The 22,054-nt window shown below is 35.6% G+C and carries 20 protein-coding genes, 1 pseudogene and 1 riboswitch; of the genes and pseudogenes, 4 read left to right on the top strand and 17 right to left on the bottom strand.

Features of this window, described 5'->3' with window-relative positions; translation table 11 throughout:
- Positions 1-596 precede the first annotated feature (596 nt).
- Both BLR93_RS11865 and BLR93_RS11860 read left to right on the top strand, forming a co-directional pair.
- Positions 597-1,793 (top strand): chloride channel protein, encoded by a 1,197-nt coding sequence (locus tag BLR93_RS11865; protein ID WP_342720566.1) that lies wholly within the window; start codon positions 597-599, stop codon positions 1,791-1,793.
- A 236-nt stretch (positions 1,794-2,029) separates the two neighbouring features.
- Positions 2,030-2,641 carry a DUF421 domain-containing protein gene (locus BLR93_RS11860; RefSeq protein WP_093214787.1) on the top strand — a complete coding sequence of 204 codons (612 nt, stop codon included), beginning with the start codon at positions 2,030-2,032 and terminating at the stop codon, positions 2,639-2,641.
- 177 nt (positions 2,642-2,818) lie between these two features.
- Here BLR93_RS11860 and BLR93_RS11855 read toward each other — a convergent pair whose 3' ends face one another.
- The 3 genes from BLR93_RS11855 to BLR93_RS11845 all read right to left on the bottom strand — a co-directional run bounded on the left by BLR93_RS11855 (position 2,819) and on the right by BLR93_RS11845 (position 5,232).
- Entirely contained in the window at positions 2,819-3,118 is a 300-nt protein-coding gene (locus BLR93_RS11855) for a putative quinol monooxygenase (RefSeq protein ID WP_093214786.1), read from the bottom strand.
- A 343-nt stretch (positions 3,119-3,461) separates the two neighbouring features.
- The gene (locus BLR93_RS11850) at positions 3,462-4,586 is read right to left on the bottom strand and encodes an MFS transporter (RefSeq protein ID WP_093214783.1); all 1,125 of its coding nucleotides are present in this window, start codon (positions 4,584-4,586) and stop codon (positions 3,462-3,464) included.
- A gap of 94 nt (positions 4,587-4,680) precedes the next feature.
- Positions 4,681-5,232: a TetR/AcrR family transcriptional regulator gene (locus BLR93_RS11845; protein WP_093214781.1), complete on the bottom strand. Its 552-nt coding sequence runs from the start codon at positions 5,230-5,232 to the stop codon at positions 4,681-4,683.
- A gap of 251 nt (positions 5,233-5,483) precedes the next feature.
- Positions 5,484-5,583, top strand: a riboswitch (purine riboswitch).
- A 65-nt stretch (positions 5,584-5,648) separates the two neighbouring features.
- Between BLR93_RS11845 and BLR93_RS11840 the strand changes: the two genes are divergently transcribed.
- Entirely contained in the window at positions 5,649-6,833 is a 1,185-nt protein-coding gene (locus BLR93_RS11840; RefSeq protein WP_093214778.1) for an MFS transporter, read from the top strand.
- Positions 6,834-7,187: 354 nt separating this feature from the next.
- Here the strand turns inward: BLR93_RS11840 and BLR93_RS11835 are convergent, their stop codons facing one another.
- The 12 genes and pseudogenes from BLR93_RS11835 to BLR93_RS11780 all read right to left on the bottom strand — a co-directional run.
- Positions 7,188-7,658 carry a GNAT family N-acetyltransferase gene (locus tag BLR93_RS11835; protein WP_245690134.1) on the bottom strand — a complete coding sequence of 157 codons (471 nt, stop codon included), beginning with the start codon at positions 7,656-7,658 and terminating at the stop codon, positions 7,188-7,190.
- Positions 7,659-7,745: 87 nt separating this feature from the next.
- On the bottom strand, positions 7,746-8,648 hold the full coding sequence (locus BLR93_RS11830; RefSeq protein WP_093214774.1) for an alpha/beta hydrolase: 903 nt from the start codon (positions 8,646-8,648) through the stop codon (positions 7,746-7,748).
- A 41-nt stretch (positions 8,649-8,689) separates the two neighbouring features.
- Positions 8,690-9,214 (bottom strand): GNAT family N-acetyltransferase, encoded by a 525-nt coding sequence (locus BLR93_RS11825; protein WP_093214771.1) that lies wholly within the window; start codon positions 9,212-9,214, stop codon positions 8,690-8,692.
- 216 nt (positions 9,215-9,430) lie between these two features.
- Entirely contained in the window at positions 9,431-10,996 is a 1,566-nt protein-coding gene (locus BLR93_RS11820; protein WP_139184421.1) for a UvrD-helicase domain-containing protein, read from the bottom strand.
- 8 nt (positions 10,997-11,004) lie between these two features.
- Complete coding sequence (locus BLR93_RS11815; RefSeq protein ID WP_093214765.1) at positions 11,005-11,328, bottom strand: UvrD-helicase domain-containing protein; 324 nt, start codon at positions 11,326-11,328, stop codon at positions 11,005-11,007.
- Complete coding sequence (locus tag BLR93_RS11810; protein WP_175559339.1) at positions 11,321-12,385, bottom strand: ATP-dependent nuclease; 1,065 nt, start codon at positions 12,383-12,385, stop codon at positions 11,321-11,323. The genes BLR93_RS11815 and BLR93_RS11810 overlap by 8 nt, the downstream gene beginning before the upstream one ends.
- On the bottom strand, positions 12,376-13,236 hold the full coding sequence (locus tag BLR93_RS11805; RefSeq protein WP_093214760.1) for an AAA family ATPase: 861 nt from the start codon (positions 13,234-13,236) through the stop codon (positions 12,376-12,378). Before BLR93_RS11805 ends, BLR93_RS11810 begins: the two co-directional genes overlap by 10 nt.
- A 30-nt stretch (positions 13,237-13,266) precedes the next feature.
- On the bottom strand, positions 13,267-14,529 hold the full coding sequence (locus BLR93_RS11800) for a neutral/alkaline non-lysosomal ceramidase N-terminal domain-containing protein (RefSeq protein ID WP_093214757.1): 1,263 nt from the start codon (positions 14,527-14,529) through the stop codon (positions 13,267-13,269).
- A gap of 98 nt (positions 14,530-14,627) precedes the next feature.
- Positions 14,628-15,164: a P-loop nucleotide/nucleoside kinase family protein gene (locus BLR93_RS11795; RefSeq protein WP_093214755.1), complete on the bottom strand. Its 537-nt coding sequence runs from the start codon at positions 15,162-15,164 to the stop codon at positions 14,628-14,630.
- Positions 15,165-15,245: 81 nt separating this feature from the next.
- On the bottom strand, positions 15,246-16,034 hold the full coding sequence (locus BLR93_RS11790) for an alpha/beta hydrolase family protein (protein WP_093214752.1): 789 nt from the start codon (positions 16,032-16,034) through the stop codon (positions 15,246-15,248).
- Positions 16,035-16,491: 457 nt separating this feature from the next.
- Complete coding sequence (locus tag BLR93_RS11785) at positions 16,492-17,163, bottom strand: hypothetical protein (RefSeq protein WP_093214750.1); 672 nt, start codon at positions 17,161-17,163, stop codon at positions 16,492-16,494.
- A gap of 414 nt (positions 17,164-17,577) precedes the next feature.
- Positions 17,578-17,916 (bottom strand): annotated as a pseudogene (locus tag BLR93_RS11780) (restriction endonuclease subunit S); the annotation flags it as partial.
- A 201-nt stretch (positions 17,917-18,117) separates the two neighbouring features.
- Between BLR93_RS11780 and BLR93_RS17800 the strand changes: the two are divergent.
- Positions 18,118-18,417, top strand: a complete 300-nt coding sequence (locus tag BLR93_RS17800; RefSeq protein WP_139184420.1) for a hypothetical protein — start codon at positions 18,118-18,120, stop codon at positions 18,415-18,417.
- 155 nt (positions 18,418-18,572) lie between these two features.
- On the opposite strand, the gene BLR93_RS11770 is transcribed toward BLR93_RS17800, so the two are convergent.
- Both BLR93_RS11770 and glmS read right to left on the bottom strand, forming a co-directional pair.
- Positions 18,573-19,379, bottom strand: coding sequence for a TnsA endonuclease N-terminal domain-containing protein (locus BLR93_RS11770; RefSeq protein WP_093214743.1), 807 nt, complete (start codon positions 19,377-19,379; stop codon positions 18,573-18,575).
- 328 nt (positions 19,380-19,707) lie between these two features.
- The gene (glmS, locus tag BLR93_RS11765; RefSeq protein WP_093214740.1) at positions 19,708-21,513 is read right to left on the bottom strand and encodes a glutamine--fructose-6-phosphate transaminase (isomerizing); all 1,806 of its coding nucleotides are present in this window, start codon (positions 21,511-21,513) and stop codon (positions 19,708-19,710) included.
- Positions 21,514-22,054 lie beyond the last annotated feature (541 nt).

Genomic DNA, 22,054 nt, shown 5'->3' with positions numbered 1-22,054 from the left:
TCCTTGGCAGGATAGAAATATTAAGATATAGGCTAATGTCTTAAATCTATTGTTACATACTTAATTTGTTTAAGTATAGTGGTTATGCGTTCATTTATCCATTGTAAGCCTTTCACACAAGGAAACCCCCTCAGTTCCAAAAACCATAGGGGGACTCCTAACTAACCTTCGCATTCGAATTTTATTTAATTACCAGAGCGTGGTATGTAAAAAATACGAAAATTCCCTGTAGAACCTGCCTTCCAAAGCGGTAGGTACCATCTCGTGGAGGGGGGTTGTTCGTCATGTTCAACAAATTTCTCTGTAATCTAAATCGTGACCTTTCTACCTTATATGGAGTTTTAGTTTTTGAAGACTATTTTTCAGTTTTTCTCGTTCATGCCTTTTGCTCCCTTCTTCATCGGCTATTCAATATTCAATTTAGTAATTTTAATGCAATAGGCAACAATAAAATTGAATTTCCCAAAGAAAGAATAGAGGAGAATTGGTGAATGTTGTTAAAGTATAAAAAATTTTTTTCAGTTCTGGTTCTGTGGATTATCTTTGGAAGCATCATTGGTATAGTTGTAGGATAGACAACCTATTGCCTTTTAGAGATAAATGATTATCTAGGAGATGATATCCGATTAAAAAGGGATTGGCTTATTTTCCTTCTCCCCTTTGGAGGAATTATCATAGGGTATATATATATGAACTACGGAAAGGTATTCTTGAATAATACTTTGAATGATACTGCTAAACTAAACAATCTGGTAATTGATTCAGTACATGGAAAAAAAGAGGTGCCCCGGAGAATGGGACCTATCGTCTATTTTGCGACTTTTGTCACGGTCCTTTTTGGAGGTTCAACCGGGAGAGAAGGGGCAGCTGTCCAAATGGGAGGAAGTGTAGCTGCAACTGTCAACAAATTTTTTAAGGTAAACAGATTAGACAAGAAAATTTTAATGATGAGCGGTATTAGTGCTGGTTTTGGTGCTGCCTTTGGAGCACCTATCACAGGTGCTGTTTTTGGGATGGAGATGGCTGCTTTAGGAAAGCTGAAATTTGAAGCCCTGGTTCCTTGTCTTACGGCAAGCTTTGTTGGTCACTATGTAACTACAGCAGCCTGGGGACATAAACACGAAGAATTTATCATACGAACCGTACCGGAAATATCTATTAGTACATTTATGATAGTTATTCTTCTATCAGTCATTTTTAGCCTAATAAGTGTTTTATACTGTCAATTGAGGCATGGAATAGAAAAATTCTCTGAGAAACTTTTCAAAAAAAACCATATGAAAAGAGCCTTTTTTGGAGGTATTGTCATTGTAGTATTAACTTTAATAGTGCGTTCACAAGATTACAATGGCCGAGGATTACAGATGTTAGAACAATCTTTTATAGAAGACGTTCCACCCTTTGCTTTCCTTGCCAAGCTATTATTTACAGCAGTAACTCTTGGTACCGGCTTTGTTGGCGGTGAAGCCATACCCTTATTTTTCATTGGTGCCACGTTAGGCAATACCTTACACACATTCATCGATTTACCTATGTCATTTCTCGCTGCATTAGGATTAATCGCAGTTTTTTGTGGAGGGGCTAATACCCCTATAGCAGCTTTTCTGCTGGCAATGGAGATGTTTGATGGAAAAGGGTTAGAGTACTTTTTTGTGGCTTGTTTAGTCAGCTATCTATTCTCAGGACATCATGGGCTATGGCCTTCTCAAAAAATATATGAGCCTAAAAGCAGGTTATATAATATTCTTCGCGCGGAAACGATTGAAAATGTTGAAAAAAAGAAAAAACTTTAGAAAATTAGGCTTAAAAATATATGCTGCCGTTTATTGCTCTAGTTACAAAAAGACACTTCGCTAAAGAATAAGTACTTACAGAAGGATTCATTGGTTCTAGCCATTACCGTGTATTTGTCTTGGTTTACCTCACTATTTTTTGATGATCGGAGTATAGTTTCCTTTTAAAGAATAAAGTAAAAGATATCATCCACAATAAACAATAAATATGCAACTGTTGAAAAGAGGGGATGTTTGTGGATTTACATTTCATATGGAAGGCTATTGTCGTCGTTTTAGGTGGAGTCCTGATTTTGCGGTTAGCTGGCAGAAAATCCATCTCACAGCTTACGGTTGCTCAGACAGTCATGATGATAGCTGTTGGTTCATTAATTATTCAACCTGTTGGCGACAGGAACATTTGGATTACAATGGTGATTACCTTTCTAATGGTCATTACACTTCTTTTTATTGAATATATCGTGATTAAATCGAATACTCTTGAAACATTAATTTATGGGAAAGGACTTTTAGTAGTTGAAAACGGCCAAATTAATGAAAGAAATTTAAAGAAACTGCGGTTAACGGTTGATATGCTTGAAGTCCGAATGAGACAACAAAACATTCAGCATTTCACTGATTTAAAATGGGCTACAATAGAATCGAACGGTCAGTTAGGGTATATGTTAAAGCCTGATAAACAATACGCTACTAAAGAGGATATTCAAATGCTTAAATCGCTGATTGAATCAAATCAATTAAATCCTCCAAATGAAACCTCCAAAACTAAAACAAGTGTGTCAGATAACATATTTACGGAGGTTAAAAATAGAAAGCATACAGAAAAACCTAAAGAGAATTTGGATTAACAATAATGATAATAGTTTCTAACTAAGTAGACGTTCTCGGTAAAGGGGTATTCATAAAAGGTGCATCTTCACCAATTGCTAATTCCTCCATAAAAATAACAATCCTCCCTGCGATTAATTGAACATGCTATCTTAACTCCCACGAGAACATCAACCTTTTCTTTAATTTAGGATTCCTTAAAACGGCGGTCCAGATTTATCGATTTCATGCTTTAGCATTTCTACCCTGAGCATCGGAGTAATTTGTTTTGGGGGATTTGCTACAGCACGAAACGATTGCAAATCCTCTTCTGACTGCCAAAACTCGAAGTTGTTGATTCGTGCAGGGTCAACAGGATCAGCCGTTATTGCCAGATCAAGGCAACCAGGAGTTTGCCTCGCACGTTTCACGAGATCCTCGTGTGCCTTAACAACTTCGTCACGCTTACTTGGATCAACTGTAAACCATCCTGCTATGATCACCTTATGTGCATTCATGAAAACCCTCCTCGTGATATGGTTTTTTTACCATATTTAAAATATAACACGCATATGGAGTTCCCATTTCTTTTTTATTGCTGTTTTTCGTAAGAAAGACCACATTCCTTCAGAGCATTTCTATATCACTATACTTCCAGTAATACAACATTATATAAATATAATTTTTTGCGCATATTGTTCATAATGTACAGACTTCTTTCGTTTCCCTTTTCAAAAAATAGTGACTTTCACTGTAGTTTATTCAATTTTATCATTCATCTTTATACTTTAACGTTTTGGCTAAAAATGCTTCATTTCTCTCGGCTTCCTTGTTCTGGCCGGAAGGTTCGGCATAAAATATCTACTTTGTTTTGGGTTTAAATACCAAGGCTACATAACCAATGATAGAAGACCAAATAAAAAGGGTGTAATATGCTGATATATCAGCTACTATTCCTGAAAAAACAGACCCTATGGCTTGCCCAAGAGCGAGTATTAAGAACGGCACTCCTAGGCCAAATGATGGGTTAGTTTTAAATACGGTAATCCCCCATACGATTAAGACCCCTGTCAGGAAAATATAAGAGCTTCCAAAAAGAACTGGTGACAGGAACCCTGCTATATTGTTATCTGGATAAATTCCCAGGATAAGCGATGAAGTTGAAAGTGCTAATACAGAAATCCTGTATGCACTCCTAACACCAAACTTATCTATAAATGCACCAGCAGTTCCTCCTAGTAAACCCGCGGCTCCAATTATTACCCAAAACCACTCTCCCAAGTATATAGGTACGCTCTCTAAACTTAACATAAAGTCTCTTGAGAATGTCCAATAAGCCGAACAAGATAATCCTGAAAATAATGATGCAAAAATTAGTTGAATAGAACGTCTCCATTCCTTTTTAGAGTAGCCAACCGTGACCTTCTTTTCTGAAACCTGATGTCCTGGAAGCACTTTATAATTAGCGATGAGCACAAAAATAGCAATGACCATAAATATCAAATACGTCTCTCGCCAACTATCAGCCATTATAATAGCAATTGCCCCGGTACAAGCAGTTCCAATACTTGTACCAGAATTAATCCATGAATTAGTCTGATTCTGTAACCTTGTTTCTACGGTAGTGCTAACGATATTAGCGTATGGCGGGGAGGAGACCCCTGTACTCATCCCTGCCAGAAATATTCCTAAGCCTAGCAATACCGGATTAGAAGAAATGGAGATGATACCTAAGCCAATAATTGATAATAATCCAGCTACTACAAGCAAAGACCTTGGAGGAACCTTATTAGAAAATGCCATTGCTAATACAATTGCTATACAGTAAGCAATGTATGATAAAGACGATATTACTCCACTAGTTGATTGATCCATATTAATCGATTCGTTAATATATGGAAGCATTAGACCATAACTAAACCGTGATAAACCATACGTGACGGCAATCATTGGCAAGCCCACTACTATTAATTTTTTTGCCCTCATATAGCTCGCCCCTTTTTATATATAACGTTCATTATAATAACTTGATAAAAAAAATAGTGAAGAATATATAACTTTTTACTACACTATTCTTTCCCTATTCGGCAACCTCAATACTTTTCGCTAAATCAATGGCAGTATCTTTTACCTTATCTAACTCAAGTATTTGGGCCATCGATGTTATCCCCTCTAATATAATAGATATTTGTACGCTGAGAGATTGTTCAGCATGTAAAAGCTTTAAATCATTTTCAATTTTGTTTAGGAATCTCTTTTTATGTTCTCTACTTACTGAAGAAATTTTATCGTTGACACCTTCGTATTCTTGTTTCGCCCTCAAAAATAAACAGCCATTGTAATCATCAGTTTTTATCCAATCAAGATGTGCTTTAATTATCGACTCCACATATTGATTAATATCATTACCCCTGTCGATTTTAGTTTCTAAAAATTGAAAGTAATGTTTTTCTCTTTGAACTAATACTTCTTTGATTAGATCTTCCTTCGATTTGAAATGATAGTACATGGTCATTGTTGCTACTCCTGCTTGCTCCAATATATTCTTTACACCAATTGCATGAAAGCCATGCTGATAAAATAATTTTTCAGCGGTGTTAATTATATCTTCTTTCTTCTGTGATTTTTTCATACAATAACCTCCATGTAGAACGTTCATTATAAATGATAGCATGTTACTTAATTGACAGCAAGAATAAACGAGATAAAGCAAGCGTTCAACCTCGCCCTTTCTCTGCGACAGGCTTTTCATTCGCTTATTTGAATCAACAGCAATTTTTATATGTTAAAGAGAGCTTATCTCCACGACTATCGCTAAAATTAACCAAATCGTTTTGACCCTTGAATACTCCGAGATTATCTGATAAAATTTTTAAAGTGTTTCATAAAAATAAATATATACCCTGTATAACCTCAAGAATATGGCTTGGGGGTTTCTACCAGGAACCTTAAAATCCTGATTACAGAAAAATGAATTCTATTCGTTTTCTGTAATCAGGATTTTTTTATTTTCTGCCTAAAACATAATATGGAAGGACGTTAATACAAATGAATATCAAAGTATTTATTCTCGCACTATCAACTGTTGCAGTTGGACTAGTTGAATTAATCGTAGGTGGGATACTTCCTACTATCGCAAATGATTTTAACATTTCATTAAGTAGTGCTGGACAACTAATAACAGTTTTCGCGCTAATTTATGCAGTTGCCGGACCCGTTTTGCTTGTTATAACTAGTAAAATTGAGCGAAAAAAACTGTATCTCGTATCCTTGTTTGTCTTCTTTATCGGTAATATAATGACATATTTCAGTGCAAGTTTTACATTTATGATGGTAGCAAGAGTTTTGACTGCAATGAGTACAGCACTTATCGTTGTGCTTTCCTTAACCATTGCTGCTAAGATTGTTACTCCTGCACATCGAGCAAAAGCTTTGGGGCTTATATATATGGGGATTAGTTCATCACTTGTTATGGGCGTGCCGCTTGGAATACTTATTTCCAATACATTCGGCTGGCGAGTCATATTCCTTGGAATTGCAATTTTATCAATTGGATCAATTGTGCTTATTTCAATCTTTTTGGAGCGTGTACCAGGAGAAAACTCAATCCCTCTTTCACATCAATTAAAGGCCGTTGGCAGTGCAAAAATAGGCAGTGCTCATCTTGCAACCATGTTTATGCTAGCAGGACACTATACACTTTATGCCTACTTCACTCCATTTTTAGAAGCGGAACTTAATTTGAACTCCAATTGGATTAGTATTTGTTATTTATTATTTGGGGTTGCAGCTGTAAGTGGAGGAGCATTTGGTGGAATTCTCTCGGATTCAATCGGAGCTCAAAAAAGCATTATCGTTGTTATTAGTTCCTTTGCCCTTGTCCTTTTCTTATTACCATTAACGACTTTTTCACTTATACTATTCATACCAGTTATGATGGTGTGGGCAGCATTAAGTTGGAGTCTGGCACCGCCGCAACAAAGCTACTTAATTCAAACTGACCCTACTACTTCTGATATTCAGCAAAGTTTTAATAATTCTTCAATACAAGTAGGTATTTCACTTGGTTCTGCGTTTGGCGGCATAGTGTTAAATCATTCCGGCACGGTCTCCCATACAGCCTGGTTTGGGAGCGGCATTGTTATTATTTCATTACTATGTGCGGTCTTTTCTCTAACAAGAACAACCATTTTAAAAGAAAATACTATTGCCATTTCATCTTCAAATGATTAAGCTCGGATAACTGCAAACTAGTCCGTTATTAATTATCAGCTAACTTTATAAAAATGCATGGAATAAGAAAAAATCCTGTTGCTTAAACACAACAGGATTTTTTATCAATCTTTATTACAAATGTTCAAACTTTGTTTTAATTTATAAGCCTACTGTAAAGTGACAATAAAGTTATTTAATATTAAAACCTCAAACAAGCATAACCCCGTTCTAAGTATGAACGGGGTTAAAAATATAGTTATTTAATTTTTGATTTAAGATACTTCATTACATTAAAAAAATAACAATAAAGTCTTTTAAAAACCTAAGTTTTCTTCAACAATTGCGCCCGTTTGTTTAAATCATATAAAATCCTTATAATAGCCTTTTTTGCATATGATAATCTGTAACTTCATAACCCGTTTTCTCATATAGCGATTTGGCACGGTGATTATGGCCAAACACGTGCAACCTTATTTGTTTAACGCCTACTGATTTTGCATATTCATCAAGTGCTTCCATTGTCCGCGTGCCTAATCCTTTGCCTCGCTGCTCTTCATCAAGTTTTACATCATAGATAAAGGCCTGCTTTTCTTGATTCCTTATCCGAATATTTAACCATAGAATCCCTATTGTTTCTCTCCCATGCATAACCGAGAGGAGAACATGCCCTTTCGTCTTTAACCCATCTGGAAGTAATTGTTCAAACTCTGCCTGTGCGTTTTGAACTGCTTCATCTTCTTTCCAGTTTCCGGCCTTCACATGTTCATATGCGTACTCTTTAAGGGATTGTCGGTAATATTCCGCGAACGTACTTTCATCCATAGCAACTAAATTAACAGTCATTCATAACCCTCCTATCACACTAATTATTCCATTAAATGGCCCTTTAACGAAATTCGGGCGCAATGTTTATTCCGTTCTTGCGCTCGATTATTGAATACTAGCCAGTAAAGAAAGAATTGCATTTTTTATAACAACCGGATTATCTGTATGTATGTTATGACCTGCTTTTTTAGCCAGCACATACTCAACCTTATCATTCAATTTTGTCTGGTCTTTTATTAATGTTTGCCAGATGTTTTCTATTTTTTCGGCCTCTTGAAAACTAATCCCCTCTTCAACGATCATATCGTTAATCGATACGTTTGGATCTCTTCCAATAATAATAGTAGGGATATCAGGAAGTTTTCCGAATTCCTTTATTTCTTTTGTAAACTTAGGATCTTCTTCTAATTCCTCTCCCAGAGCCTCAAACATCACAGGATTACTCATATACTCTTTAATCTGCGCATGTCTATTTTTCGGCACCACTTCTTGTAATCCGTTAATCCAATCCTTCATTTCTATTTCAAGCTGTTTAGGGGGTAGCGTTGAATACCAGTTACATTTTTGAATCCATGCTTCGGTACTATTTTCATCTTCACCCTCAATTTCTACTTCATCCAATAAATGCGAATCTACAGAGGTTGAATCTATCAAAATAAATCCACTTGCTACATTTGGATATTTTATACCAAAATATTGAAGGCATAGCCCGCCGTAAGAGTGTCCAATTATTACCGGAGCATCCAAGTCAAGCGTATCAATTAATGCCTTGAGATCTTTCGTGTTCTCACTAACATTTCTTGTTTTTATTCCTTTTTCACTTTTTCCGCACCCAGCTCTATTATAAAGAATGACTTTTGCTTCCTTTGACACTTCAGTAGCCAAAGCCTCCCACTCAATGATTGAACTCACCATACCTGGGTGGATGATAATTGGCGTACCTTCCCCTTGAATCCAGACTTCTAATTTTTTATCGCCAATATCAATTATATTATTAATATGCGTCACCCCTTCTGTTGAGAAAAGCGCCCGATTGCATAAGGCAATTATTAAAGCCGACTAAAGGCATATCTAATATAATCACTAGTTTCTTCTGTTTCTGTGTACTCCATCCCTATTTTTTCGGCAACTCTTATTGAGCCTTTATTCATCTTATGAATTTCTGCAATTACCTTTTGTAATTTAAGGATTTCAGCAGCATATTGTATGATTACTCTTGCTGCTTCTGTAGCATAACCTTTACCCCAATATTTTGGTCTCAACCTCCATCCAATTTCGATGTCTGGCCCAACCGTATCTAATGGAATTAGCAGAACCCCTCCCGCAAATTGTTGGGGTTCTTCTTTTGTCACTATAGTCCAGTATCCCATACCTTCTGGATAATCAGTCTCAAACCTTTTCTTAACAAATTCCCTATGCTTTTTTTCACTAGCTGATGTACCATTTATAATCCTTTTTAGCTCTGGAATATAATTCACGACTTCTGGTTCACGATCCAATTCAACACAACGTTCAAAATCCTTAAATGTTCTTTCACGTAGAATTAATCTATCTGTTTCAAAAGTCTCCAACACTGGAAGTCACCTCATTATAAATTATTTCATTTACACTCTTTAAACTAGCTCAAATTTATAAATTTCATTAAAGACTTATTCAATTAAATGGCCCGTTTGTTGAATAATATGACTAGCGTTTAAACGACTTTATTGTTACTTAAAAGGGTTCTGACCTAAATAAACATTGGATTCACATGTAACGTAAACTTTTGGCTACTTTGTCATAATAATTATTTATTGATCTAACTTTGATACATACTCAATATTCCATCCAGCTTTTTTTAAATCTTCTTCATGATCTTTAATTGTTTCCTCATGAACTGCAACACAGAGTAGGTGAGTTGGCCTCGTTAGACCAACATACGTCATCTTTAAGTTTTGGAGTGTACGTTTCTTATCTGTCGACTCATGGTTCCCTTTTAAATAATATAAAATCCTAGATATATCATATTTATGATAAAATGTTTCAAGATAAAGTGTTGCTGTATGCGTTTCCCCCTTTACTCCATGTATTGTATCAAGTTCTATCTCAATATCTGTTTTCGATTTACTATAAGTATATATATTAGGGTTTAAAGAAGTGAGTATTTCTTGTTTCTCTGCTTCTACTTCAAAAAAATAAACTAACTTACCGTTATTCCCCCAATTAAAGACAGTTTTAAGTTCTGATTCAATAAATTCTTTTACTTCTTTGTGAACATCCTCACCATTTTGAATGGCTAAACACCATTTTGCTAACTTTAACAACAATTCTTCATAGATTTCCTCATGTTCTTCTTTCAGAAAGTTAAGCAACGATTGGGTTGTAAAAAACCTGTTATTCTTGTCCCGTTTTTCCATTAATCTTAAGGATTTTAATATTCCCTTAATAATCGATTGTTTATATAAAGAAGCTCCCTCTTTACTTACATCTTCAGGAGAAAGTGGTGTTAAATATGAACTTAAATGATCGAAGTCGATTCTTTGTTTAACACCTTTATTAAATCCTTTCCAATAGTCCAAAAGAGTATCATACTTTGGATTTTCATTTGTAACCCAACCAACAGCTTTAAAAATGGGTTTTACCTCTTTTTCCAATTGATTTCTCAAAATCATATCCCCAAAGTATGGAATTACCCTGTCAATCGTTTCCCTATTAAAAACAATAATAGTGGGCTGAATGTCTGGTATATTTGGATTTCCTTTTAAATCTTGAGGGTCAACACAAATATTTCTTACAATATTGGCTATTGACCGAGAAAAACGTTTACTTTCAGAGATTGATAAAGACGGTTCAATAATATTCCATGTACCCTCCGCATCACGATTATCATAAATCGATTGATTCGTATCACCGATTCTTTGCACTACTACCGAATCATCAAATAGTCTGTTTAAAATATCATTTTGATGGCTCATTGTATCTTGCATCTCATCGATAAACACATAAGAAAACCTTTTAGAAAAAACTTCTTTTATTTGAGAATACTTTTCCAAATAATAATTCGCCAAATAATAAGCATCTTCATAGCATAAGACTCCAAGACTAAGCATTTTCATCTTTAATTCGTGTAAATATTTATAAGAATCCGTTTCTTTGTTCTTGTAGATTAAATTCCCGTATATCCCATTAATCAAGTCACCGTTTTGCAGCCTAAATTTCATTTTATAGATTATATCTGGATCCTTCTGCTCTATTCCGAAACGAATTCTGGAAGGCACAATCTTATAGTATTCTTTTAGTATCGTTTCATTATAGATTTCATCGTCAATTCTAATAGGCCGTTTACCATATAGGTCAATGTAAGCTGGTATAGCCAAATATTTATTTACAAATGACTGGATTGTACTACAATTGTTTGGATGCCTGAAAAGCTTCGATCCATTAACCCTAACTTTGTTTTAATTTCGTTTATAGCCACGTTTGTATGTGTTAATACACACAATCCGTTATTATAATCAAGAGGTAGTTTTTTTGTAATTATCGCTAGCTTAGCCAACAACGTCGTTGTTTTCCCGCTACCCGGGCAAGCTTTAATATCTTTCGTTTCTAGACATTTTATGATATTTCTTCTCTCACCGTTGAACGTGTTTCCCTCTGGTAATAGCAAAGTCTCTGCATACTGTATATCTTCTTGGGTTATTTCAATCATCTATACCTTCTCCATCAGTTACATAAGATATTGCATTAACAAGATAGTTTAGTTTTTCATCTGAAAAAATCCTTGACTTAACATCCTCTTTTTCTTCCTCTTTTAAAATCTTGGCAAAACATTGGGCTGTAATGGCTTTTGAAATTTGCTTTGTAATCATTAACCCATGATATATAAAAAATGCCCTTTCCTCGTTTGAGACAGCCTTCTCATCCCATTCTTCATATTTCTTATCTATTACCCGATCAACCTCTTCTATTTTTTTATCCGTTAAACCATACTGATCACTGTTTTGTATTTTCTCCGCATATAGAACTGCTTTAAAAAGCTCTTTTTGAAAATACCCTAATGCAATATCATATTCAAGAGTCCACTCTGGAGAGATAAACAACTTTACGCTTTGGCCTTGTATCCTTTCCTTTCTTTCTTTTCTCCTTTGGGCAATCGATTTTACTTCTTCTAGATTCGACCTAGTTTCAGCATCAATTTTAACTGACTTGTAGACGTCTGGTTTAATATCATTATCCGTTATACAGGAAACCGGAATATCTAAAACACCTAAATCTTGTTTCTTTCTTTTAAATACTCTTGAATATCGAAGGAATGCTGTATTACCAACGTTAACCAATGAAACACCATACTTGGAAAGAGGTTTATCAATTATTTCCGCTATAGTGGGAATTAGAAGATTTTCAGCATCACCTTCTACCAAAATTACACCCTCAGCAAAAAACAAGTTAGCCTTTGTGGAATCCAAAAATCTCTCCAAGAAAAGATAGTCTCCCAGTTCCAGCTCAGTGTATGATGGACCCATCGGAAAAGCATTGTCATTTTTACAAACAACCAAACTCTCCAAACTTATTTTAGATGCAAGTACTGGACTATGAGTTGTAAGAATCAATTGAATGTCAGATTGAGCAGTTTCTTCTTGCAAAAAATTGATCAATCTAACTTGAGCTTGTGTATGTATATGAGCCTCAATTTCTTCAATCAAAGCTAGTTTTAGTCCTGAATAACCTTCTCTTTTTAAAAGTAAAAGTTCTACCGCTATAAACAACAATTATGCGAACCTAAACCAGACTTTGTAGATAATAAATGCAAGCTCAACTTTTCAAGAATGTTTTTCAATTTCATATCGGAAATTGAAAAATTGGAATTCAACTTATTATTTACACCTGAGAACTCGCCTAAATATTGATTTATTTCTTTTAGCAATTCTTCCCCGTGCAAGTCTTCCAATGGTTTTTCATTCTCGTCTAAACCTTCAAAGTATTTTTTAATCTGTTTATTCGCCTTGTCCATGACTTCAAAAAGATAGTGATCTTCTTCTTTATCTTTAAACGATTCATGACTGTCAAGAATTTGTGATAATCTTGAGTTTCTCCGAGGTGCTAATTCTCTTTCGGCATCTCGCAATGGTGTAAGGTATGTCGATCGCAGTAAATTTCTGGCTTCTCCACTTAATGGATTTCCTTCTTCATCTGGACCCGCATTTATATCATAATAAATATTTCTGCCTTTCCTTTTTGCAACTAAAAAGATTTTTAGAAAATACTGAAATTCTTCACCGATTTTTTCCATACCTAGCCATTCTAAAAAATTCTTTGCTTCATTATTGGTAAAACCTCTAAAGATACACTCAATCCGAATTTCAGAAGCTCTTTTCCCCTCGTCTTGCCCTTCAGGTAAATGAAAATCCTCTTGTTCTAACCTAATATACTCGTAGCTTTGAGTTAATATCGTATATTTAATTGCATCAACTATTGCTGTTTTACCTGAATCATTTTCCCCAACCAATAAATTAAATCCTTTATTGAATTGCAATGAGAGACCCGGATAAACTTCTTCATCTTTTTCTGCCTGTCCATATTTTCTAAAGTTCCATATTCTTAGCTCAGATAAAAACATAGACACATCTCCACCATCTCCTATATGGCTTTATTTATAGTATAGTTCCATCACCTTATCAACTACCAATTCAGCCGTATTCTCGACCGGAGGCATCCATAGACTTGTAATGGGTCCATAAACAACTGGATTAAGCTCCACTTCATATCCTCCATATGGGTATGCTTCCTTTGTAGGCAAATAACCAAGATAACCATTTGTATAGCCCCCAAAAAAAGCAAGTTTATTACTTAGCCTTTCTTGAATATTAAGAGCCATTTCAGAAAAAGGCTCCATTGGTATTCCTGAAAATGAACCTTCGTTAATTTGGAATAGTTGGATTTCCAAATCAATAGATAATTGTTTTTTCTGCTGTTTGTGCTTTTTTAAAATTGTCGTAAGCCATTTGTTTGTATTAACTCCCCATTGTTCATCGGCTGAGGATGCCATTCTTTTTAATTCCTCAGTTTCGGGGATCTCCTTTAAATTCATTGGTAGTTTATCAGAAATAATTTTTAGATGTGAAATCGATTTGAAATCAATTGTGGGTACCATAGTTAGAACTTTACCACTTAACGCGTAAGCCATTTGTCTTATAGCTTCCATTGAACCACGATATTTTGCATTAACGTTACCAGTAGCACCTTGTACAATTATCACAGGACATTTAAGTATTTGTTCAAGTATTTCTCTTGTTAACCCTGGATAATCTGCTGATAAGATGTCACTATCTGACTTTAAGACATTAGGGTGGGCAGTACAAAAAACAATTGCACCTGTTAACTTTTGTGTAGTATGGTTTCTAATTGCCAAAATTCCTATTCGCTTGTCAACGATACCTTTTTCATTTGTTCCCATTTTCACCTTGCCATCAGGGGTTACTTCTCGTCGATTCACTCCAATATCTCCTGTTGTAACATTCCACCCAATCTCAGAAGGTTGCAAGTTTTTACTTGCCTTCACCGTAGCTTTTACTACATTTTTTAGTAAGGTTGTTTTATAAGCCTTTACTACCTCACTATGGCTAATGGTTGCAGGTCCTGAATGAGTATGAGTATAAACAATAGTAATATTTTCAACGGGGATACTTAATTCAATTGCTATTTGTTCACGTATTATTGAGGTATCTTCTATGAGCATCCCTATATTATCTACACTAATAAATACAGTCTTAGTTTTGTTGCTTTCAAACACAAACGCTGTTGCATAAATTCGTTCATCAACATTTGTAATTCCTGTTTGTCTATGATATCCAATAAATTCAATGCCTAATGGTGGTGTAATATCCACCGTGTAAACTCCTGCTTTACTCATATAAGTCTCTCCATATTTCTTATTGTTTGTTCAACTAAAATGCCCTTTAATTCAATAAGAAAAAAGAATTTCTAATCTTCAAGTTTTCTTCCATTAGCTTAACAGTTTAGGTTGTATCTTTTGTTGTTTATTATCTCATTTATAATATACGTCATATCATTAGTTGTTTTTTGACTAGTGTCTAAAAGGTGTTTTTTATCTAACTCTGAATTACTAAATTCATCCACTAAGGTAAGACATCGCTCGCCCATTCTGTGCTCTTCTTTTCTCATATTGTCTCTATTAACTAAAGTTTTCTTGTCAGTCCACAAAACTACATATTTGACGGTTACTCCGAATTCTTTTAATTTTTCTTGTAGCCATGTTGCTTCTAAGGGAAATGTAACCGAATCAATTACGACATCATTACCATAGTTAATGAAGTTTCTTGTTAAACTTAAAATATTCTCCCATTTCAATGATGTCTCATCTTTATTTTCCCACGGTTTTTGGCGACCTCCGATATGCATATGAGAAACATAGTCTCCAGAAATATAAGCACTAAAATTAAGTGTTTTAGCCAGTTCTTTTGATGTTGTTGATTTTCCAACGCCAGCTGGACCCGACACTAAGAAAACAGTTCGACCTTTCCTCAATTAGACCCCTCCCCACCCTTATGCTTTACACCTAATTAAATATTTACCAAAGGGTATTCGATGTTTAACTAAACTTCTACATTAATTGAATAGGTTTACCAGCCATTTTGTCCAAACATCCCAAGTTGAGGTTCTCAATCTTTTACCGTGGCCAACACCTTCTTTTATTATAAATTCAGCTTTCTCAGCACCACTTCTTTTTAATTTCGAATAAAAATCCTCGGTGTGGTGTGGACGTATCCCTTTATCTTCACTTCCGTGAAATAAAAGCAAAGGACGGTCTTTAATCTTAGTTATAAATCTTGAAGGGTCAACTGGATGTCTGCCTTCAATATATTCATTCCATTCATTATCATCCAAATTGCGATACACATTTTCGTGACATCTTCTTAAATATGGGTACAGAGTGGATAAATCATCTTCTTTTTGAGAATTGTCCGCATTCTGCAGACTTGGTTCCAATAAGGGACAAAATGCAATTGCAGCAGAAGCCAGGTTGGAAGAACCAAGTGCCGAAACAGCTATTCCACCACCATAACTATTACCAATTAAAACAATATGTTTAACGTCCCAAGTAACTATTTTTTCTGTATTCAGGTTTATAGTGCTACCATTTGCTAAAAGTTCTACTCCCATTAATGCCCCATCCACTGAGGAACTTGGGCCAAAATTACCGTAGCTTTGCCAATTTCCGGGGTAGCGAGCTTGTAGGACCGTAAAGCCTAAATCAGACAATGGTTTCCCCATCTCAGGCGCCATCGGGTTATTTGGCAAACCTGGTAACCAAACAATCCCAATTTTATTACTTGACTCTACATTTGGAAGATATAGTTCTCCAAGAATTTCTTTATTTTTTACAAACGCTATCATATTAGCTTCTCCCTTCCCCGTAGCATAATCAACAATCCTGCCCGTTAGCCATCCATGCAGCGCAAAAACCAGCGCTCTAAGTTGAAGAACTTAATTTTCTAAACCTTACATTAAATTTTAACATAAAACACCATCAAACCTTTCAAAAATTTCCATAAATGAGTCTGTACATAAAAAAACACACAGAGAACCAACTTACTGTGCGTTTCGGGTGTGAATTTAGTGAGGTTTATACCGCTATTTACTACGTGAAAATTAATGTGAATTCTCTTATTTTACCCCCAAACCATACCCGTTAATATTTTACCAACCTCTTTTATTTGCAATTCCTTTCAAGAAGAGGCTGACAAATAACCGCGGTAGAAGTACCTTGAAAAACCGTGGAAAGAGGACATACTCGAAGCGTCTTTACTAAACTTAGACGAAGACAATAAGGCAGAAGCTCGCGTTGATTCTCTTATTCCTCTAACTTTTCTAACCTTATAGTAAAAATCAAATCATTTTCTAGGAGTTGTTTCGTTTCAATAATCGAGACATGCTCGCTAATATCTCCAAGTTCAAGTTGAAGAGGACCAGATGGGTCTCCCCCAAAAGCCACTATACGATATTCATTCTGATACTTAAAGAAGGTGTCTTTTTCAAAGTAAAGATCCAAACTCCCTTTATTAAAAGCTTCTATTCTCTCTGAACGGTTAATGGATTGGTCTTCATATCTCACAATATTTGATGCCACATTAACGCCTTTTTTCTTTGCAGCTACATCTACTTGTTCTAAAAACTTCCCAACATTTATCAATGCAACGTGGTCACCAAACACATTTTCTGCTTTTTCTATAATTTCATTTGATAACACGAGTTTAACTTTTGCTATGCCCGTTTCTTCATCAAGGCTCACCACTTCTAGAACATCAGGAGTGATCGCTGTCGCACAATACAAGTGATTTTGAAGGTCATCATCACTTCTTAATACTGATTCAGAGGCTTTTCCTTGTAAAACGACTTTATCACTACCCACAGGCATTAACTTCCACTCAACATCGTTTAAGATTAGTGCTAACTCATTCTTATCGCCTTGCCCACGGTTACCTTCTTTTTCTTCTTGCTCTTTGAATAATTTAAACTGATTCATATAAAGCAAGCCGTTGGATAAACTTACTAAATATTCTTTCTTTGAAAACTTAAGCAGTCCTATTAGTTTGTTCTCATCCGGAACAAGTTCTCTTAACTTAATAAGATCCTTCCTTTCTAGTTTAGTTATACAAATTCTTAGAAAAAAACTATATTATCTCAGCTTAATAATAAAAAAACATATTTATTAAGTGCTGATTCCCTGTCGGATAAAGTAAAAATGGACGCGATTATATATCATAAGCCCAATCCCCCGCTAAAAATACGAAAGAATTAGGCTTTTTTATGTCCCTAGGGTTATATTGCTCTTTCCCTGACGTTACCCATTGGTAAATACACTGTTGATAAATGATAGAGCTAGTGGAGATCACTACAGGCTTGTGACCGTACTCAACATGAATACGATTAATTTCTATTAAGCACCTTTTATCTTGATGTTTTTCGCTTCTTTTATTAATTTGTTTTCTTGCCTCTTCATATACTGTTCCATAAATACAAAATCAGGATTTCCTTTCGAATCTACAGGTACCATAATAAGTTGTCGGGACATTCGTTGACCATTAAACTTATAGCCGTATTCAAACTTTGATTTCTGTTTTAGAATTAATGTTTTGAAAAACAGGAGTACATACTTATTATCACGATAATTTTTTAAATGCAATCTTTTAACATCATCAGAAAACAATGCTTCATATGGATGATAAAAGTTTTCTACCACACTTCCGTTATAGTTTACGCCGAGAACGTTAGAATCTAAACTTTTATTAGAATTAGAAACCCTTTACTTATAAAATCTTTAAAGAAGTTTGGATGGGGAGGGTATAGTGCTACACTAGGACGGTTTAGAAAAACAAGACTACTTTTACCGGTAAAAGATGGCCAGCCGGATTGGGGTTTTATGGAACAGTATATGAAAGAATTGGAAAGTGGAATTCCCTCTAAAAGAGTGCAAGAAATGAACGAGGTAACAGATAATCGAGAGTTAAGAGATGTAAAATGGAGCCAGTTTATGATTGATGAATACTCATTTAAAGATCTAGGGGATTATAAAGAGTTGTTATTAGAGGTAGCCACAGAAAGCAGGAAACTTTTAGAGAGCGAAATAGACCTTTCGAATATCGTAACTAGTTATTACACTGTTCTATTTAAGACAAATACTATCTCTTACGGAATAATGTTTTATCTCATACTCGGAAGAATAGTTCTTAATATACTTGTCCTCTTTTATTTTTCTCCACTGATCAAGAACAATTAATTCTTCCAATTTAGATATGGGCTTCTTTTCTGGAAAGGCATTCTTATTATTTAATTCAATGAGATAAAGGATTAAATTACCCGAGTCTACCCATACTATCCTATATTGTTTTTCAGAACTGTTATCCTGTATTATTTCATTTACATAGAAGTTCATTAAGCCCACCTCTTGCCACTATCACTATTTTTTTGTACTTTTATATTTTTAACATCTTCATGCAAGGAAATCCTTTTTGACATATCAACCTTGAATATTTTCTTCGCAAGGGCATATTTATATAAAGTTAATGAGGTCCCTACCTCCAAATTATATTTGGAATCCAAGGATTTTAAGTTGGGTAACAATTCTCCAGTAAAATTATTCCACTCTTTTACAAAAACACCAAAATATTTAGTATCAATATCGTAAGACTGTCGGATGAACTTTATATTGTCTAATATAGTGACAGGGAGTTCATGTTCAGTGACTATAGCCCAATCAATTCCTTGTCTTTCCCAATACTCTCTCTCTATTTCAAACTTCTCTAAGACCCTTTGGTTATTTAGGTCTTCACACATTTTAAGTGTTCTTGCCTTATACTTAACTTGTCCATTATCGTTAACTACTAAGAAAAAATCAGTAGTCATAACTGTTGGAGTAGTAGTTTTATTGTCCTTGGGATGCTTAATTTCCTTTTCATCAGCAATACACATTGTAATTTCCCTATCTAAAGGAAATTGTTCTCTAATATCAATAACGTTTTCTGCCCATTCAGCTAAACAAAAATAATTGAACTCTAAATCTGATAATAAATGATGCGGGCGACTTGTTTTCCATCCCATTACACGATGAACTCGACCTGTTGAAGGAACATCCTGAATAGTTAACCAGGGTTTATAATTATTTAATTCACCTTGACCCCTACCTTCTTTTAAATAACGATTGATTTTTGTTTCCGTCCACCCGGTTTGACGTTTAGCCATTGGAAAGAGTCACCTCGTATGATTTTCTTTGTATTATTGGTGATAACCACCTAAATTATTAATATTTTCCATCAGAAATAGCTGCTATTATTTAATCTCTTATAGAACCCTTACTTATCGATAATCCTATGTAATATCAGTTATTTTAAAATTTTAGTATGAACTGGCCAAAAAACAATCCCGTATCACTGTAAAAGTGATACGGGATAAGTCATTTAATACTTACTCACTTATCAAAGTGTGGTTAATCCTATATTTTAATCAACTTTATTTCAAATTAAACAACTATATTTTTAGCTTACACCTACCGCTAACTGTTCGGCTACTATTATTCAACAGTAACACTTTTAGCAAGGTTACGCGGTTTATCCACATCACAATCGCGGTGCAATGCCGCATAATAGGCAAGCAGCTGCATTGGCACGACGCTTACCAGCGGTGTAAGCAATTCATGTACATGCGGCAAGACCATCGTGTCACCTTCCTGCTCTAAGCCTTTCAAGCTAATAACACATGTTTTCGCTCCACGGGCGGCGACTTCCTGGACATTGCCTCTAATCGAATAATTGACACTCTCCTGTGTAGCCAATGCTATCACTGGTGTTCCTTCCTCAATTAAGGCAATGGTACCGTGCTTCAACTCTCCTCCGGCAAAGCCTTCCGCCTGGATATAAGAAATTTCCTTCAACTTCAGGGAAGCCTCCTGAACGACAAAGTAATCCACCCCTCTGCCAATATAAAAAGCATTACGGGTTTCAATGAAAAATTCTTTAGTAATTTCTTCAATAACTTCTTTTTGATCTGTTAAAGCCTCCATAGCATTGGCGGCAATTGCCAGCTCTTGTAATGGATTAAATTCAATCGTTAATCCTTTTGTCTTGGCTGTATCAACTGCCAAAATAGCCAATACAGCAATTTGGGCCGTGTAAGCTTTTGTAGAAGCTACAGCTATTTCCGGTCCTGCATGGAGGTGTAACGTATAATCTGCTTCGCGAGAAAGGGTGGAACCGGGCACATTCGTCAATGTTAATGATGGATGTCCCAACTCCTTGATTTTTACTAGTACAGAACGGCTGTCTGCTGTTTCGCCGCTTTGGGAAATAAACACAAATAACGGTTTTTCCGACAATAACGGCATGTTATAAGAAAATTCACTGGCAATATGCACTTCTACAGGTACATTGGCAATGTTCTCTAAAAACTGTTTTCCGACTAACCCTGCATGATAGCTGGTTCCAGCTGCAATAATATACACCCGGTCAGTCTGCATCATCGCTTGTCGGACATTCTCATCCAGCTTTATTTCATCATTTGTGTCTTGATATTCCTGGATGATTTTCCGCATGACAAATGGCTGTTCATCGATTTCTTTCAACATAAAGTGTGGGTATGTTCCCTTCTCAATGTCCATAGCATCAATCTCGACTGTAAAAGGCTCACGCTCCACCTTTGTTCCATCAAGTTTTTGCAGCTCTACATTCTCCCGGGAAACAATGATAATTTCTTTGTCCTCTAACTCCATGTAGCGGTCTGTCACTTGCAATGTCGCCATTGAATCACTTGCTACAACATTAAACCCATCACCTAATCCGACTAACAACGGGCTCTTATTTTTAGCCACATAAATTGTTTCCTGGTCTTGGGCATCGATTAACGCAACAGCGTAAGAGCCTTTCAGCAAATCAATCGATCTACGGAATGCTTCTGCTACGTCGCCTACCTGGTCATAAAGTGTTTCAATCAGTTGGACAATAATCTCCGTGTCAGTATCACTCACCAAGTTTACGCCCTCCAGATATTCTTTTCGAATATCCTGGTAATTTTCAATCACACCATTATGAACAATCGTAAATCGTTCAGACACACTCTGGTGCGGGTGGGCATTTTCCTCACTTGGAGCGCCATGTGTTGCCCAGCGAGTATGGCCAATCCCCATCGTTGCAAAATTATTGTCCATATCCACTTTTTCCCGAAGTGCTGCAATGCGTCCTTTCACTTTAAATACATCAACGCCGTCATCATTTAATGTTGCAATTCCTGCTGAATCATATCCGCGGTATTCCAGTTTTTCCAATCCGTTCAAAAGTACTTCTTTCGTATCGTTATTTCCAATATATCCTACAATTCCACACATATCGTTGTTATCCTCCTTGGTTAAAAGGGGCAAACAAACGACCTATAAAAGAAAAAAAACAAGCCGAGTCCTATGCTTATTAACAAGCAGCAGTTTCGATCAAACTTTTCTCCTCATGTTTATCCGGGGCGTTTCGTTTGCCCCTTTCTCGCAGTTAATTTTAGGTTGATCATCTTGTTTTTATTCTTGTTCAAAGAGTCGCCTCTTTGTTTTCGAATAATAAACATGACGGTTGAGATGTGTGCAACCGGGAGGCATCCGCCGAACTCGTTCGATAAACCTCCTCCTCGTCAACTATCCCCTTAAACAGGAAATAGCCCAGGCGCTTTTAAAAAATCCTTTCCCATCGATCCTCCTTCCTTTTCGAATGAAGCATCCATGCTTTCCTTATTTAACCGTATTAGCAAGCTGTTAAACACTAAAAAGCAAGAATACACTTTATTTTACTGTAAAATCTTCAGACTGGCAATAATCTTTTTTACCAGCCACAATAAAATATGCACAGAGCAGCCATCAAGTGCTGCTCTGTGCATATTTATTT

The organism is Sediminibacillus albus (assembly GCF_900101125.1).
Classification (GTDB): Bacteria; Bacillota; Bacilli; order Bacillales; family Amphibacillaceae; genus Sediminibacillus; species Sediminibacillus albus.
Note: the sequence above shows the minus strand (reverse complement) of the source record. Positions and strands in the feature narration are given on the sequence as shown.